Source organism: Bacillus sp. z26 (assembly GCF_058313635.1).
This window is the reverse complement of the sequence record NZ_JBZFQM010000002.1, coordinates 80,622-96,592: the sequence shown is the minus strand read 5'-3', so window position 1 is coordinate 96,592 and position 15,971 is coordinate 80,622. Positions and strand designations below refer to the sequence as shown.

Below are 15,971 nucleotides of genomic sequence, written 5' to 3'. Positions count from 1 at the left end.
TAGGGGGGTGAATGGATATCATTCAGCTCCTCTTTTTAAAAAAGGGGATGATTTCGATGAATAGACAAAAGCTTTTTCCATATTTATTTATAGCTCCAGCAGTTATCCTATTTTCCATATTTACAATATATCCGATCATATCTTCCTTTATTTTAAGCTTCCAAACTTCGGAAAGAGGACAATATTTATTTGTGGGTCTTGATAACTATAGACGTCTATTGGATGATGCGATTTTCTGGAAGGCGTTAGGTAATACCTTTATCATTTTTATAGTTCAGGTTCCCATTATGCTCATTTTAGCTTTGATTCTTGCAACATTACTAAATAATCAATTATTGAAATTAAAAGGATTTTTTAGAGTTTCGTTTTTCCTTCCAGCAGTTACTTCCTTGGTTGCCTATTCTATTTTGTTTTCAATTATGCTGCAGGAAGACGGAATTTTTAATACTTTACTAGGTTACTTAGGAATTGGAGATGTTGGTTGGCTCTCTACACCTTTTTGGGCAAAAGTATCGATTATATTAGCGATGACATGGCGTTGGACCGGTTATAATATGGTTATTTTTTTGGCCGCACTTCAAAATGTACCCGGTGAAATCTATGAAGCAGCTTCGATTGATGGTGCAGGAAAGATTCGTAAATTCTTTTCTATCACGATTCCTTCTCTTAAACCTGTCATTTTATTCGCTGCCATTTTATCAACCATCGGAACATTACAATTATTCGACGAACCGTATAACTTGACTAAAGGTGGACCAGCAGACGCAACAATGTCCTTAGGTCTATATATTTATCAAAACGGCTTTAACTATTTCGATTTTGGTTATGCATCTGCCATTGCTTATACCGTTGTAATACTTGTAGGAGTACTAACCTTTATCCAGTTTAAGGTTACAGGAGATGATTAATATGGAAAAATTACAAAGTCAAAAATCTAGTAGAGTAGAGCCTGTGAAAACTAAAAAAAACCGTTCAGCGTTAGCTTCGAAGATAGGCATGTATGTGGTATTAGGGATATTTACTATTGTCTCTATTTTCCCTTTTTATTGGATGATTATTGGTGCAACTAACCATTCAAGTAAGATGTTTGCTAAAACACCGACACTTTTACCTGGTAAAGAATTTGTTACAAATTTTACTAACTTAAATGAATCAATTGATATTGTACGGGTACTGATGAACTCATTGATTGTTTCAGGTATTTATGTAGTAGCTGCACTGTTTGTTTGTTCAACAGCCGCCTATGTGATTGCAAAATATCAATTTAAAGGACGTAATTTACTTTTCACCTTATTCTTACTGTCTATGATGATCCCATATCAGGCTACCTTAATTCCATTATTTCAAATGATGACAAATCTGAATTTATTAAATACATACGCGGCACTAATTTTACCTACAGTATGTTACCCATTCGCCATTTTCTTAATGAGGCAGAATTTCTTGTCATTCCCTACAGAATTAATAGAGGCTGCAAGGATCGATGGAGCAGGAGAATCGAGAATATTCTTTAGAATCGTACTGCCATCAATGAAGCCTGCATTAGCTGCTACTGCAATCTTTCTTTTTATGGCTCAATGGAATAACTTCATGTGGCCGCTTGTGGCAACAACATCGAGTGATATGTATACATTCCCTGTAGCATTATCAAGTTTAATAGGTTTATCGATTATAGATTATGGCCAGATTATGACCGGAGTTTCGTTGGCTACTGTACCTATTATTATTTTCTTTTTGGCATTACAAAAACACTTCATTTCTGGCATGTTAGGCAGTGCGGTTAAGTAAAAAAGGAGCGGTTATTATGCTGACAGTTGATAGGGAACAATTTCTATTAGACAGAAGACCATTTCAAATTCTATCCGGGGCTATTCATTACTTCAGGGTTGTGCCTGAGCATTGGCGGGATCGCCTGTTAAAATTGAAAGAATGCGGGCTTAATACGGTTGAAACATACTTACCCTGGAATCTTCATGAACCAAAGAAAGGTGAATTTAATTTTAGCTATCTGGCAGATGTGGAAGCTTTTATCGAGCTGGCTCAAGAGTTAGATCTTTACGTTATTTTAAGGCCATCCCCCTATATTTGTGCAGAATGGGAGTTTGGTGGGTTGCCGGCATGGCTATTAGCGGATAAAAATATCGAGCTACGCTGTTCAAATGAGCAGTTTTTACAACATGTAAGTGATTACTATGACGAGTTAATTCCAAGGATTGAGAAATACCAATATGAAAAAGGCGGTCCTGTATTGGCCTTTCAAATCGAGAATGAATATGGGGCATATGGAAATGACAAACAATACTTGACGTTTCTCAAAAATGCTTTAGTGAATAGGGGAATCACCAGTTTACTGTTCACATCTGATGGTCCTGAAATGGTAGAAGCAGGTTCACTCCCTGATGTATTAACAACTGTAAACTTTGGTTCTCGTCCATTAGAGGGTTTTGCAAAAGTGGAAGAGCTTAAGGCAAACCATCCTAAAATGTGTATGGAATTTTGGATTGGTTGGTTTGATCATTGGGGCGGGGAGCATCATATCAGGTCGGGTGCTGATGTAGCCGAAACACTGAGAGTTATGTTGGAAAGTGGTGCCTCGATTAATTTCTATATGTTCCATGGCGGTACTAATTTTGGATATATGAATGGGGCTAATTGTTATGATGAATATACTCCAACCGTAACAAGCTATGATTACGATGCGTTGTTATCGGAATCTGGAGAAATTACCGAGAAATACTTACTTGTTCAAAAAATTATAAGTGAGTTTAAACAGCTCCCATCTGAGGTTAGGAAAGAGCAGCCAAAATCCAAACATTATGGAAAACTGGAAGTTAAGGAAGTATGCAGCTTGTTTGATGCCCTTCCAGTAATCAGTGAAAAAAAGACATGTTCTCATCCATTATCAATGGAGCAGTTAGGGCAAAATTATGGATTGACGTTATATCGGACAATTGTACCTTACTGCGGTAATTTCGAAATGGATATTACACCTATTCGAGATAGGGCGTTTGTATATATCAATGGTGTACTAGAGAGGATTATCTATCGAAATGATAAGGTGAAGAATATTCAATTAACTGGAACAAATGAGGAAAATATCATTGAAATACTAGTAGAAAATATGGGTCGAGTGAACTATGGAAAGAATCTTAAAGATTCCAAGGGGATTATTGAGCCATTGTGGGTAAATAATCAATTTCAGTTTGGTTGGGATATTTATCCAATTGAATTAGAAGATGTTTGTTTAAATGGCATCGTACCAAAAGATGAAAGGTATCCAAAATTCTTCGATGGATCACTCTATATTGACGAATCATGTGACACCTTTGTCTCCATGAAAGGCTGGAAAAAAGGGTATGTTTTTGTTAACGGATTCAACTTGGGTCGCTATTGGGAAGAAGGTCCACAAACAACTCTTTATATCCCTGGCCCATTGCTAAAAAACGGCGAGAATGAGATTTTGATAGTAGAGCTCGAAGGAAATACAGATCATATTATAACTTTTTTGGAAAAGGCAGACTTGGGATAGGGGGTTTTTATGGATGTACGTTCATATTTCAAATAATAATACTCAATTTCATCTGACAAACGGGCAAATCAGCTATATATTCCATATTATGAAAAATGGGCAACTAGGTCATTTATATTATGGCAAAGCCATTCAGGGGCGCGAAGACTTTTCGCGCCTTCAGGCATATGGAAATCCAACAGGTAATAGTACACATCTTGAAGATGATCCTGCCTTTTCAATTGAATCTTTCAGGCAAGAATACCCTGTATATGGAAAAGGTGATTTTCGTGACCCGGCAATAAGCCTGCGTAAGAATGATGGCAGCCATGTCGTGAATTTTATATATAAAACTCACAAGATACTAAAAGGGAAAAAAGAAATCCCTGGACTGCCGGCCACATATGCAGATAGTCAAGATGCTACATCTTTGCAAATAATACTGATTGATAAGCGGCTTAATGCGGAATTAACTTTACATTACACTATTTATCACCATTTGCCAGTCATTACCCGCTCGGCATCATTAAAAAATAATAGCCATGAGCGGATATCCATTGAAAAATTCATGAGTTTATCCATTGATTATCCAAATATGGATTATAGGATGGTTCACTTGGCAGGAGCTTGGTCAAGAGAGCGGCACATAAAAACACGACGAATTGAATCGGGTATTCAATCGATTGGCAGTATTAGAGGAGCTAGCTCACATCATCATAATCCATTCTTAGCATTAACCAGCCTTGATGCAACTGAGCATACAGGGGAAGTGTATGGCTTTAATCTGGTGTATAGCAGTAATTTTCTTGCACAGGCAGAGGTTGATCACTATGAAAATACTAGAATCATGATTGGTATCCATCCATATCGTTTCGAATGGTGTCTTGAACCAGGTACACAGTTTCATTCACCCGAAGCTGTCATGGTATATTCAGAAATGGGCATGAACGGAATGAGCCAAGCATTCCATAATCTTTACCGTAATCACCTGCTCCCAAGCAGATGGAAAAATGAATTAAGGCCAATCCTGATTAATAATTGGGAAGCAACGTATTTTGATTTTAATGAAGAAAAGCTTCTGACCATTGCAGAAAAGGCAAAGAAACTCGGTATTGAATTATTTGTTCTAGATGATGGATGGTTTGGCAAACGAGACAATGACAAAAGCTCTCTTGGTGATTGGATTGTGGACAATGAGAAATTGCCGAACGGATTAAAATTCTTGTCCGATGAAATAAAGAAGCGTGGACTAAAGTTTGGACTTTGGTTTGAACCTGAGATGATCAGCCCGAACAGTAACCTATCTAAAAACCATCCGGACTGGGCGATTAGCAGCCCGAAAGATACGCAGACCCTAAGCCGCAACCAACTGGTTTTGGATTTCACAAGGGACGAAGTGGTGGACACTATTTATACGATGATGGCAAAAATTATCAAAGAAACCAACCTAGCTTATATTAAGTGGGATATGAACCGTTATATCACAGAGGCCTATTCGGAAGGATTAGAAGCACACTGTCAGGGAGAGTTTTTCCACCGCTATATATTAGGTGTCTATAAGCTATATGACCGCTTAACATCGGATTTTCCAGAAGTCCTATTTGAATCTTGTGCTGGAGGAGGGGGAAGAGTAGATCCTGGATTATTGTATTATGCCCCTCAAATTTGGATTAGTGATAATACAGATGCAGTAGAACGCTTAAAAATACAGTATGGTACCTCTTTAGTTTATCCAATATATAGTATGGGTTCGCATGTATCGGCTGTTCCGAATCATCAGACTCTTCGAAATACGCCGATTTCTGTTCGGGCTGATGTTGCGTATTTTGGTACATTTGGATATGAACTTAATCCAAATCAATTAACGGATAGTGAGCAAAAGGAGATTGTACAGCAAGTTCAGTTTTATAAAGAACACCGAAAATTAATCCGTGATGGTGATTTCTATCGTTTGAAGAATCCGTTTGCAGGCAATGAGACAGCTTGGATGATTGTAAGTAAGGATAAAAACGAAGCGTTAATCGGGTATTATCAAGTACTGGCTATACCAAATCCAAAACGTCAGCAATATCTTCGCCTTGTTGGGTTGATTGAAGACGCAACCTACAAATTGGATAGCCAAGCCCATTATGGAGATGAATTAATGGCTATCGGGATTCCTTTGCCAATAGAATTCAATGGGGTAAATAGACAAGTTGCCCAACGTGGTGGAGATTACCAATCTCACGTGTTTTATATTAGACAGAGCGAATAATAGGGAGGCTTTACGATGTATTTAGGAGTCGATTACTATCCGGAACATTGGGATTTTGTTTCAATAGATTCAGATTTAGAGAGAATGAAAGGAATGGACGTAAATCTTATTCGTATTGGTGAATTTGCTTGGCACTTGATGGAGAAAGAAGAAGGTCAGTTTGATTTTTCATTTTTTGACGGAGTTGTAGCTAAAGCAAAAGAATATGGAATTAAGATTATGTTTGGAACGCCTACTGCTACTTTTCCGGCATGGCTGGGAAAGAACTATGCTTCAGTTTTTCTAAAGGATGAAAATGGGCAGCAGATGGGTTACGGCGGCAGACGGCAATACTGCTATAATTCAGAGAAATATACGGAGTTATCTTTACGTATAGCCGGACGTCTTGTTCAGCATTATCGTCAGGAGGAGCAAATCATTTCATGGCAAATCGATAATGAACTGGGCCACGAAGGAAGTGACATGTGTTATTGTGATTACTGCCATAAGGAATTCCATCTATATTTGAAAGAAAAGTATGGAACAGTAAGTCAATTGAATGATCGTTGGGGTACCGTTTTTTGGGGACAAACGTATAACGATTTCAGTGAGATTCCGTTACCAGTTAAAACTATTACCGTCCATAACCCTTCACTACTCCAGGATTGGGCTAGATTTCGTTCTTATTCACTTAGCCGATTTGCATTGAAGCACGTGAACTTAGTGAAGAGCTTAAAAGGAGATCATCAAACGGTTACCACAAATCTGCCGGGAGGTTTCTTTGATAAGTGGTTTGATCATAATGAGTTTTCCAGAGAATTAGATTTTGTATCATATGATAATTACCCGGTTTGGGGCGGTCTGGCCGAACCTGTTACACCGGCTGAGTTGTCCCTGTCCCTTGATTTTATTAGAGGGTTGAAAAGACAGAATTTCTGGATTGCCGAACAGTTAATGGGGGCTCAAGGTCATGATATTATTGGTTATCTTCCTCGTCCAAAGCAAGCGATAGCCTGGTCTTATCATGCTTTTGCCCACGGCTGTAACAATATGCTCTATTTCCGTTGGCGCGGTATGAACCGCGGAGCTGAACAATATTGCTTAGGAATACTTGATGCCAATAATCGACCTTCCAGAAAATATCTTGAGGTACAGAACTTTTTTAGAGATATTAAAAAGTACCAACATATAGTGGATAGCCCAATTAAGGCTGAAATAGCGGTATTATATGACTTTGATAATATTTGGTCTTGGCGCACACAAAGGGAGAACCCCGGAATTAATTTTTCACAGGAGGTTATTCGTTTATATGAGCCGTTTTATAAGCAGAATGTAGCGATAGATGTGATACGGTACGATCATGAATTTTCGGATTATAAGATCTTACTCATCCCGATTATGAAAATGGTTGATGAAGAATTGGCAAAAAGGCTGGAGGCCTTTACAGCTGCCGGAGGAACAGTCGTTATGTCATATCGGGCAGGTGTGAAGAACAAGGATAATAATATCCGTTTTGGTGAAATGGTTCCAGGACCTTTGTCCAATTTATTGGGAATAGAGATAGATGAATCTGAATCCTTACTTGGAGGAAGAACTGCTGAAATAGTCGACTTAAACGGAGGTTTTTCAATATGCTCGATTTGGAGAGATATGGTACATCCAACGACAGCAAAGCCGCTCAGCCATTATCATGATTCTTACTATTCTAATTATGCCTGCATTACAATGAATCACTTTGGGAAAGGCAACGCTTATTATATTGGAGCAGATGTAGATCATTCTGTAATGGAACCACTTTGTAAGAGGATTGCATTAGAAGCAGAGTTAACCGTTTATCACTCTGATGAAGGAATTGAAGTGATGGAACGTATTGTTAATGGGGAAAAATATTTAATGGTTATCAATCATTCAGAAACAAAAGGGTGCTTTGCTGAAATTGATGTGCAACCATTTGGGTGTGTAATTTGCAAAGTGGATCAAAATGGTTCTATTCATGAGTATAAGGGAATTGAAAGTACATAACATGGGAGGGAAGAGGACTTATGGCGACCATAAAAGATATAGCACAAAAGGCTGGTGTCTCCAATGCGACCGTTTCGAGGGTTCTAAACTATGATAATACCCTGTCTGTCAGTGATGAGACCAAAAGAAAAATATTTGAAGCAGCCGAAGAACTCTCCTATAACAAAACACCTACACGAAAGATTACTTTACCAAAAGTGGCCATTATTAATTGGTATACAGACAAAGAAGAGCTTGACGATCTTTACTATATGTCCATTAGGATAGGTGCAGAAAATGGTTGCCAAGCCTGTCAAGTTCAGGCTATGAAATACACGTATAAGAATCTGGAAGAAATCAATCCTGATGAGATTGCCGGTGTTATCGCTATAGGTAAATTCAGGAAAAAACAAGTTGAGCGCATTAGTCGAATTTCTCCCAATATAGTCTTTGTGGACTTTAACCCTGATGAAGACCGTTTTGATTCAGTCATAATTGATTTAAGAAAGGCTACTGAGAAAATACTAAAATATTTTATAAAATTAGGTCATCAGCATATTGGCTATATAGGGGGACATGAATCCTATATGGATGAAGGTATGGATATTGAAGATGTACGAATAGATGCCTTTTGTAGTTATTTAAGGGAGAAGGGTCTTTTAGATAAAGCATCCATTTACACGGGTTCTTTTACAATCAATGATGGCTATAAGTTAATGAAGAAAGCCATAAGAGAAGAGGGAGATAACTTGCCAACGGCTTTTTTTGCCGGTAATGATTCCATTGCGATTGGTTGTTTGAAGGCATTGCACGAAGAAAAAATCTCTGTTCCTGATCGGGTTAATATTGTGGGGTTAAATGATTCAAGTTTAGTCAAGTTTGTTTATCCATCTTTAAGTACAATTAAGATACATACAGAATTAATGGGAGAAACAGCAGTAAGTTTATTAATGGAGCAAATGACAAACAGGATTGTACCAAAAAAGGTAGTGCTCCCCACTGAATTAATTATTAGGGATAGTAGCTTTTGAATAGGTTAGGAAGGAACATGTTTAACATCTTAAGCTAGTATTGGATAAGTAGCTTCCGTAATCAAAATTCATTCCTCCGCTTATTGCTCTTTTCTCTCAAGTGTTACGTACATTGATTTGGTGATTTAAATCCTTTAATAATTGTGTAAGAGCCGCCCATTCATTCATAGGGCGGTTTATTACTATGCAAAGTAAGAAAGGTGCAAGTTGGCTTCATAATATGGGGGGAATAAATAAATTTTAATTTGAAAACTGGTTTAAAATCTTACTTCTTTCTTTATAATGTCCATTAAATGTATAATAAATGAGGTAAAGTAGTGAAGTTGTTTCTTTTATACATAGAATCTTTTAGTTAAAATATGAAATGTATCAAAAAGTATTGAAGTGACAGCTTATTCATATTACTATTTTTAAGTAGATATAGTGGAAAGAGAGTGTTCATAATGGGACGTAAATGGAATAACATTAAAGAAAAAAAAGCTTCTAAAGATGCCAATACCAGTCGTATTTATGCCAAATTTGGACGTGAAATATACGTAGCAGCTAAACAGGGTGAGCCAAATCCCGAATCCAACCAAGCATTAAAAATGGTACTCGAACGTGCAAAAACATACAGTGTGCCAAAGGCTATCATTGATCGTGCAATTGAGAAAGCTAAAGGCGGATCTGAAGAAAACTATGACGAACTTCGTTATGAAGGTTTTGGACCAAACGGATCTATGGTGATTGTTGATGCGTTAACAAATAATGTGAACCGTACAGCATCAGAAGTCCGTGCAGCGTTTGGTAAGAATGGCGGGAATATGGGTGTCAGCGGATCGGTTGCGTACATGTTCGATGCTACAGCCGTTTTTGGTATTGAAGGAAAGACATCTGATGAAGTGCTTGAATTGCTAATGGAAGCAGACATTGATGTCCGTGATATCCTGGAAGAAGATGAGGCAGTTATCATCTATGCAGAACCACATCAATTCCATGCTGTTCAGGAAGCCTTTAAAAATGTAGGTATAACAGAATTCACAGTTGCTGAACTGACAATGCTTGCGCAAAATGATGTGACCTTAGACGCAGATGCTCAAGCACAATTTGAGAAAATGATTGACGCAATTGAAGATTTGGAAGATGTTCAGCAAGTTTATCATAATGTGGACCTTGGTGAATAAATCATTATCCATGTTAACGTCTCTCCGGGGGGAATGTCCCATGGGGAGACGTTTTTAGTTTAAAGAAGGAGAATGGAGGTAAAAGTAAGAGATAAACTTAAGTATTGGAGGTTATCTTATGCCCTATAAATCTGTTAAAGATTTGCCTGATTCAGTGAAGGATTCATTACCAAATCATGCACAGGAAATATTTAAAGAAGCGTTTAATTCCGCAAAAGATGAATATAATGAAGAGGAAACTGCTTTTAAAGTAGCTTGGAGTGCAGTGAAGAACAAGTATGAAAAAAATGACGATGGTAAATGGGTAGAAAAATAATACTTATATTGGAATACTCATAGCTTATTGAGTATTCCTTGTTTTTTCATAAAGAATCTTTAATTCGAAAAATTTTGGATGGTTTAACAAATCAAGGTTATCTGACAAGAGAATTTCTTTTAAGGCTTCCTCTTTTGAGATGGTATAGCCGAAGCTTTCTTGTTCAATCCACTGTCTTTGTTCAATAATTAGAAAGCTGCCATCCTCCAAGCAGGTTATTCCCTTCTGACAGGATAAGCCATTATTTTGGTGTTCCCAGTACTCTTGCTCAGTGTGGCCGGGAATTGTAGCAAAAAGTATATGTAATGGGTTATTTCGAAATCCATTAGCCATCCGACAATCTCCTTACATAACAGATTTAAGAATATGATGTCCGAATGAAAGGTCACTATACGATAGTTCACGAATTGCATAAATTTAGTTAAAGGAAGTCATATTAAAAATAAAGTCAAACATAAAAAACGGTAAGCTAAGGTTCGCTTACCGTTTTTACAATATAAACTTAGAGGCTTCTTGCACCTAAGTATTTTGGTTTCCAATAAGAGGATGTCATATCAGCTTGTACAACACCGCTTGAGCCTGCATGGATAAATTTATTGTTTCCAACGTAGATACCCATATGAGAAGCTCCGGAAGTATAGGTTTCAAAGAAGACAAAGTCGCCTACAGATGGTGTGCTTACTTTCTTCATAGAAGAATAGTAGCCAGCTGTGTTTGTGCGTGTAAAGCTTGAGCGTTCTTTTTTAACAATATAGTAAATGAATCCGCTGCAATCGAATCCTGCTGGAGTCGTTCCACCCCATACATAAGGAGTACCGATTAAGCTTTTTGCAGTAGCAACCATACGTTCAGCTTCTGATTTAGTAACTGTAGAACCTGATGTAGTACCAGCTGAAGTAGATGATTTGCTAACAACCAATACTTGTCCTACATAAATCGTATCGCTTTTTAAATTATTCCATGATTTTAAATTCGCAATTGTAGTGTTATATTTATTTGCAATTTTCCACAAGGAATCTCCGGATTTTACCGTATATTTACTTGTCGAAGTAGAAGAACTTGTAGATGCTTTTTCACCTATATTAAGAGATTGTCCTATGTAAATTGTATCGGACTTTAGATTGTTTTCATTTTTAATTGCAGACACAGTAGTATTATATTTAACTGCTAATTCCGATAAAGTATCACCTTTAGCAACTTTAACAGTAGCGGCAGATGCAGCACCGGCAAAAATAGAAGAAGCCAGGACAGCGGTAGCAGTAATTGATAGAACTTTATTTTTCATGTTGACCCCCACTAAACTTAGTATATTTCTTAAGTACTAGCTTAGTGTAGTAGATTCGACAAGATAATACTATAGTTGTTCCCTAAATGTAACAAAAAAGAAAGTTTAATGTAATAAAAGTAAGTTTTCTGTTTATTGGTAAGATTTATTTAATTGTAAATGCTTTATAATCATCCGCAATCTGTGTACTGATCTCGACATGATTTACTTTACTGTATTTCGGTCCGATTCTAATTTTACCAATGAAGTGACCCAATGCCTCTTCAGTACCCTGCGCCATAATCTCTACATCACCATTTGATCGATTTCGAACCCATCCCTTTATATCATGATTTCTTGCTGTATAAAGAGTAAAATAGCGAAACCCTACACCCTGAACCAGCCCCGTGACCACTATGTGAAATTGCTTCATCATTGATCCTCCTAATCTGTTATTTACATATTTCAATAACTGTTTAATTTTATTGAATGTAAAATGACATGATTTCTTTTTAATCTGGACAGTTTTTATCTGTAACCAAGTGAACTGCTTAAAAAGAATAACTTCTTAATTAAATGGTACGTATTTTTATTGTGACAATCAATAAATAGGAAGAAATATATCATAGAAGTAAACGCTAGAATAACTGATATGATAGAATAACATAAACCAAATAATGGATAATTGAGTGGGGGGATAACATGAAGAGTATTTATTTAGTCAGGCATTGTGAGGCTACCGGTCAGGCATCCGATTGTTCATTAACAGATAAAGGAATCATGCAAGCTTTAGAGCTGACAGATTTTTTTAACGAGATTCCCTTAGAACGGATTATATCCAGTCCATACAAAAGAACTGTTGAATCATGTAAAGCAATTGCAGAAACAAAGAGTATACATATTGTATATGATGACCGTCTAAAGGAACGAGTATTATGTGATCGTGATTTGCCTGATTGGAGAGAAAAATTGTATCAATCTTTTATGGAACCTGATGTAAAATTAGCAGGCGGAGAATCAAGTAATGAGGCTGGAAAAAGAGGAATGGCCGTGATAAAAGAAATATTGGCCAGCCAATGTGCCAACACATTAATCGTCACTCACGGGAATTTATTGACTTTGATTTTGAATAATATGGATAATTCATATGGATATCATGCTTGGATGAAACTTACAAATCCAGATGTTTATCATTTAATTATAGATGAAAAGTACATCGATATACAGAGAGTATGGAAAGTTAACCAATAATTTCACACTAGAGGAAGTATAAGATGATAGGTAAAGGGTTGGTTTCCTTCATGTGTCGGGTACTGTAAAAAATTCCATGGATACAGATCTATAGGAGATTAAAAAATGAAATACAAAATTGTATTTACGGGTGGGCTGATGAAGGAACGAATAATTTGTTCTGTGTGGTATTAAAGAATAGATAAAGGACCGATATCTTCCTATATTATATGATTTCATTTACCGACTCAGATGCAGAGTAGGGGGGACTGGCACTAATAGTTCTTCATCCGTAGAATAAACAATTGGAATAAGCTAAATAAAAATACAAATTCATTTATTGGTCTAAACGGAAAAGAGAAGAAAATTAACTAGTAGTTCAAAAAATGGGAGTGTCGCAATCATGAATTTAAGAAACTACGCTAACTATGATGGTCTTGGGTTGGCAAAGCTCATAAAAGAAAAGCAACTTACCTCAAAAGAAATAATTGAGGATGCATTCGAGCAAGTTAATGAACTTAACCCTAAATTAAATGCGGTTGTCAGAACAAGAATGGAAAAAGCATTGATAGAAGCAGAAAAATCAGAATCCATTCAAGGCCCATATGCAGGGGTCCCTATTTTATTAAAGGATTTGTCTCAAGCTATTAAAGATGAACCGATTACGGCTGGTACAAAACTGCTGTTAAATCGAATTGCGAACCGTGATTCTAATTATGTGAGAAAAATTCGCGAGGCTGGGTTTGTGATTATTGGACAAACGAGTACACCGGAATTCGGACTGAAAAATATTACGGAGCCCGTTGTTTATGGTCCAACCCGTAATCCGTGGAATTTGGATTATTCATCCGGAGGGTCAAGCGGCGGGGCTTCAGCCAGTACCGCCTCAGGCATGGTGCCGATCAGCGGAGCCAGTGATGGAGGGGGCTCCATTCGCATTCCAGCATCCTTTACTGGTTTAGTTGGATTAAAGCCAACAAGGGGCAGGACTCCGGTTGGTCCGGGGGTAGGGCGTCAATGGCATGGAGCGGCGGGTGATTTTGCCTTAACAAAAACCATTCGTGACAGTGCAGCTATGTTGGATGCATTGCAAATCATTCAGCCGGATACAGCTTTTCAGGTGCCATTATTCAATGGAAGTTATTTAGAAAATCTCTCGAAACCGCTGAAAAAAACTCTTAAAATAGCTTTCTCTACTAAATCTCCTGTAGGTACACCGGTCAGTGAAGAGGCAGTAATAGCAGTACATAAGACAGTAGAATGGCTCGAGCAGTCAGGATTTAGTGTAGAAGAACGTGAAAACGGCGTAGATGGAATCCGTCTGATGGAAAATTACTATATTATGAACAGCGGGGAGATGGCAGCTGATCTTCTTTCGATTGAAGAAGCGATTGGACGTCCAATTACAGTTAATGATATAGAAATCGTCACTTGGGTTCTCAAAACTGCTGGACAAAATGTATCAGCCGTTCAATTTACTCGCAGTATAGCAGAATGGGATACAGCTGCTGCGCAAATGGCAAAGTTTAATGAAGTATACGATTTATATCTCACGCCGGCAACGGCTTTCCCGGCACCAAAGGTTGGAGAATTGACTCATACTCCTGAACAGAGCGCAGAGTTATTAAAAGTGAATGAATTAAATACTTCTGAGCAGTTAGCATTGGTCTATGAGATGTTTAAGCCAAGTTTAACCTATACTCCATTCACACAGCTTGCGAACATTATTGGCCAGCCAGCCATCAGCTTGCCTGTTCATATAACAGCTCAAGGGTTGCCGCTAGGGGTACAAATAATGGCACCAAAGGGAAGAGAGGATTGGTTGCTTCAGATTGGAGCATTAATGGAGCAATCGGATATTTGGGTTGGCCAAAAGGGAAATCCTTATTTAGGATAAATTTAAACTAGTTTGAGTAAACTCATGGAATATGGCTTGGCTCATTGGTTGAATGGTGGTCAGTCAAAGACGACATAGAGCTAACCCCGCGTGAATTTGATTTACTTGTCCACTTCATCCGGAATGCACGTATGGTACAAACGAGAGAACAAATTTTAGAAGAAGTATGGGGAAATAAGTGCTATTCTTTGACTGAAATAGGTGAAAGAATAGCATTTATTTGTTTATAAGGAGGAGCATTAGTAGGATAAGCCTTCTATCCATGTTACTATCTAGTTAAATACGAAGAAACATAAAGTATCAGTCTGACTGGAAACTATACATATTAGGAGCGTTGCAACTATGCTGGATAAATTAAAAACGAAATTTAACGAAATGAGTAAAAAAGGAGTGACTGTACCTATTAAGCCGATGATGTTAGAACAGCTTATAAAAAGGCAGTCTGGTCAAAAAAATATAAAAGTAGAAATAACAACAGGCCTTCTGATCATTCGTGGTACAACAGATACAAATATTTCATATATGGTAACACTAAAACCTGTCCATATGGAAAAAAGAGTGATTATTTTTGAAGTCGAGAGTGTGAACCCAGTTAACATGAAAATGGTTGACATTAAGATTTTTAACAGTCCACCTTTTTCTGGATACTCAAATCAAACGGTTAACATGGATTTCAATTCCTGGGATATCGTAAAAAAAATCCCTGTTGGAAGAATTAAATCATATGAGATGGAAGAGGGTACAATAAAGTTATCATTATCTTTATAATTGTAAGTCAGGATTTCCGTACTAGTGCGGAAATCTTTTTTTGCGATCTAAAATATAAAAATCCCATCGATCTTTTTCAAAATCACTTCTAGTAAACTGCAAATGTCCAAAGCCGATATTATAATGATAAAATCACACCACTAAATGGTTTGTTTTGGTATGTGCAAGATTGACCTTCTTTTAACAGCGAGATTGAAGAGAGAGTATCTAAAGGCTCCTATCAAATCTTAGGAATAACCGGGCCAACCTTGTTAGTTATTCCTAAACAGAATCTCGTTGCGGTAAAAATGTATAATAAGCGATACAACTATAGTGGAGTAGATTACCGTCATTATTTGAGGGAATTCAGCAAAATGGTAGCGGATACATATAGTTAATCACATTACAATTTATTGATGGTTAAACCGCCTTCTCATAAAAGGGGGACATAAAAATGAGTTCTAAGTTTCCTATCTTTATGATAAAAATGAACAGGAGTCAAAGCTGATTCAACAGATAATTCAGTACTCCTCATTCTATTTGCCCTGCATAGGAATAAAGTTTGAATTCAAGAGTAAAAT

15 protein-coding genes and 1 pseudogene are annotated in these 15,971 nt (G+C 37.3%); 13 read left to right on the top strand and 3 right to left on the bottom strand.

Features of this window, described 5'->3' with window-relative positions:
* Positions 1-11: 11 nt before the first annotated feature.
* The 8 genes from AC4G3K_RS05610 (at position 12) to AC4G3K_RS05575 (ending at position 10,252) form a co-directional block, all read left to right on the top strand.
* Positions 12-908: a carbohydrate ABC transporter permease gene (locus AC4G3K_RS05610; RefSeq protein WP_491132731.1), complete on the top strand. Its 897-nt coding sequence runs from the start codon at positions 12-14 to the stop codon at positions 906-908.
* 1 nt (position 909) lies between these two features.
* Positions 910-1,788: a carbohydrate ABC transporter permease gene (locus AC4G3K_RS05605; protein WP_491132730.1), complete on the top strand. Its 879-nt coding sequence runs from the start codon at positions 910-912 to the stop codon at positions 1,786-1,788.
* A gap of 16 nt (positions 1,789-1,804) precedes the next feature.
* Complete coding sequence (locus AC4G3K_RS05600; protein ID WP_491132729.1) at positions 1,805-3,529, top strand: glycoside hydrolase family 35 protein; 1,725 nt, start codon at positions 1,805-1,807, stop codon at positions 3,527-3,529.
* Between the two features lie 13 nt (positions 3,530-3,542).
* Positions 3,543-5,762, top strand: a complete 2,220-nt coding sequence (locus tag AC4G3K_RS05595; protein WP_491132728.1) for an alpha-galactosidase — start codon at positions 3,543-3,545, stop codon at positions 5,760-5,762.
* Between the two features lie 15 nt (positions 5,763-5,777).
* Positions 5,778-7,763, top strand: coding sequence for a beta-galactosidase (locus tag AC4G3K_RS05590; RefSeq protein WP_491132727.1), 1,986 nt, complete (start codon positions 5,778-5,780; stop codon positions 7,761-7,763).
* Between the two features lie 20 nt (positions 7,764-7,783).
* Entirely contained in the window at positions 7,784-8,773 is a 990-nt protein-coding gene (locus tag AC4G3K_RS05585) for a LacI family DNA-binding transcriptional regulator (protein ID WP_491132726.1), read from the top strand.
* A gap of 443 nt (positions 8,774-9,216) precedes the next feature.
* On the top strand, positions 9,217-9,936 hold the full coding sequence (locus AC4G3K_RS05580; protein ID WP_491132725.1) for a YebC/PmpR family DNA-binding transcriptional regulator: 720 nt from the start codon (positions 9,217-9,219) through the stop codon (positions 9,934-9,936).
* A gap of 118 nt (positions 9,937-10,054) precedes the next feature.
* A complete protein-coding gene (locus AC4G3K_RS05575; protein ID WP_491077096.1) occupies positions 10,055-10,252 on the top strand; it encodes a ChaB family protein in 198 nt (65 codons plus the stop codon).
* 24 nt (positions 10,253-10,276) lie between these two features.
* Here the strand turns inward: AC4G3K_RS05575 and AC4G3K_RS05570 are convergent, their stop codons facing one another.
* The 3 genes from AC4G3K_RS05570 to AC4G3K_RS05560 all read right to left on the bottom strand — a co-directional run bounded on the left by AC4G3K_RS05570 (position 10,277) and on the right by AC4G3K_RS05560 (position 11,949).
* Positions 10,277-10,585, bottom strand: a complete 309-nt coding sequence (locus AC4G3K_RS05570) for a hypothetical protein (RefSeq protein ID WP_491132724.1) — start codon at positions 10,583-10,585, stop codon at positions 10,277-10,279.
* Between the two features lie 169 nt (positions 10,586-10,754).
* A complete protein-coding gene (locus AC4G3K_RS05565) occupies positions 10,755-11,537 on the bottom strand; it encodes a C40 family peptidase (RefSeq protein WP_491077098.1) in 783 nt (260 codons plus the stop codon).
* Positions 11,538-11,682: 145 nt separating this feature from the next.
* A complete protein-coding gene (locus AC4G3K_RS05560; RefSeq protein ID WP_491132723.1) occupies positions 11,683-11,949 on the bottom strand; it encodes an acylphosphatase in 267 nt (88 codons plus the stop codon).
* A 269-nt stretch (positions 11,950-12,218) separates the two neighbouring features.
* On the opposite strand from AC4G3K_RS05560, the gene AC4G3K_RS05555 reads away from it, so the two are divergent.
* From AC4G3K_RS05555 to AC4G3K_RS05535, 5 genes and pseudogenes are all read left to right on the top strand, one after another.
* Positions 12,219-12,767 carry a histidine phosphatase family protein gene (locus AC4G3K_RS05555; protein ID WP_491132722.1) on the top strand — a complete coding sequence of 183 codons (549 nt, stop codon included), beginning with the start codon at positions 12,219-12,221 and terminating at the stop codon, positions 12,765-12,767.
* A 382-nt stretch (positions 12,768-13,149) separates the two neighbouring features.
* Entirely contained in the window at positions 13,150-14,643 is a 1,494-nt protein-coding gene (locus tag AC4G3K_RS05550; RefSeq protein WP_491132721.1) for an amidase, read from the top strand.
* Positions 14,644-14,687: 44 nt separating this feature from the next.
* A complete protein-coding gene (locus AC4G3K_RS05545; protein ID WP_491077102.1) occupies positions 14,688-14,873 on the top strand; it encodes a winged helix-turn-helix domain-containing protein in 186 nt (61 codons plus the stop codon).
* A gap of 112 nt (positions 14,874-14,985) precedes the next feature.
* Complete coding sequence (locus tag AC4G3K_RS05540; RefSeq protein ID WP_491077103.1) at positions 14,986-15,411, top strand: hypothetical protein; 426 nt, start codon at positions 14,986-14,988, stop codon at positions 15,409-15,411.
* Between the two features lie 101 nt (positions 15,412-15,512).
* Positions 15,513-15,788 (top strand): annotated as a pseudogene (locus AC4G3K_RS05535) (penicillin-binding protein); the annotation flags it as partial.
* Positions 15,789-15,971 lie beyond the last annotated feature (183 nt).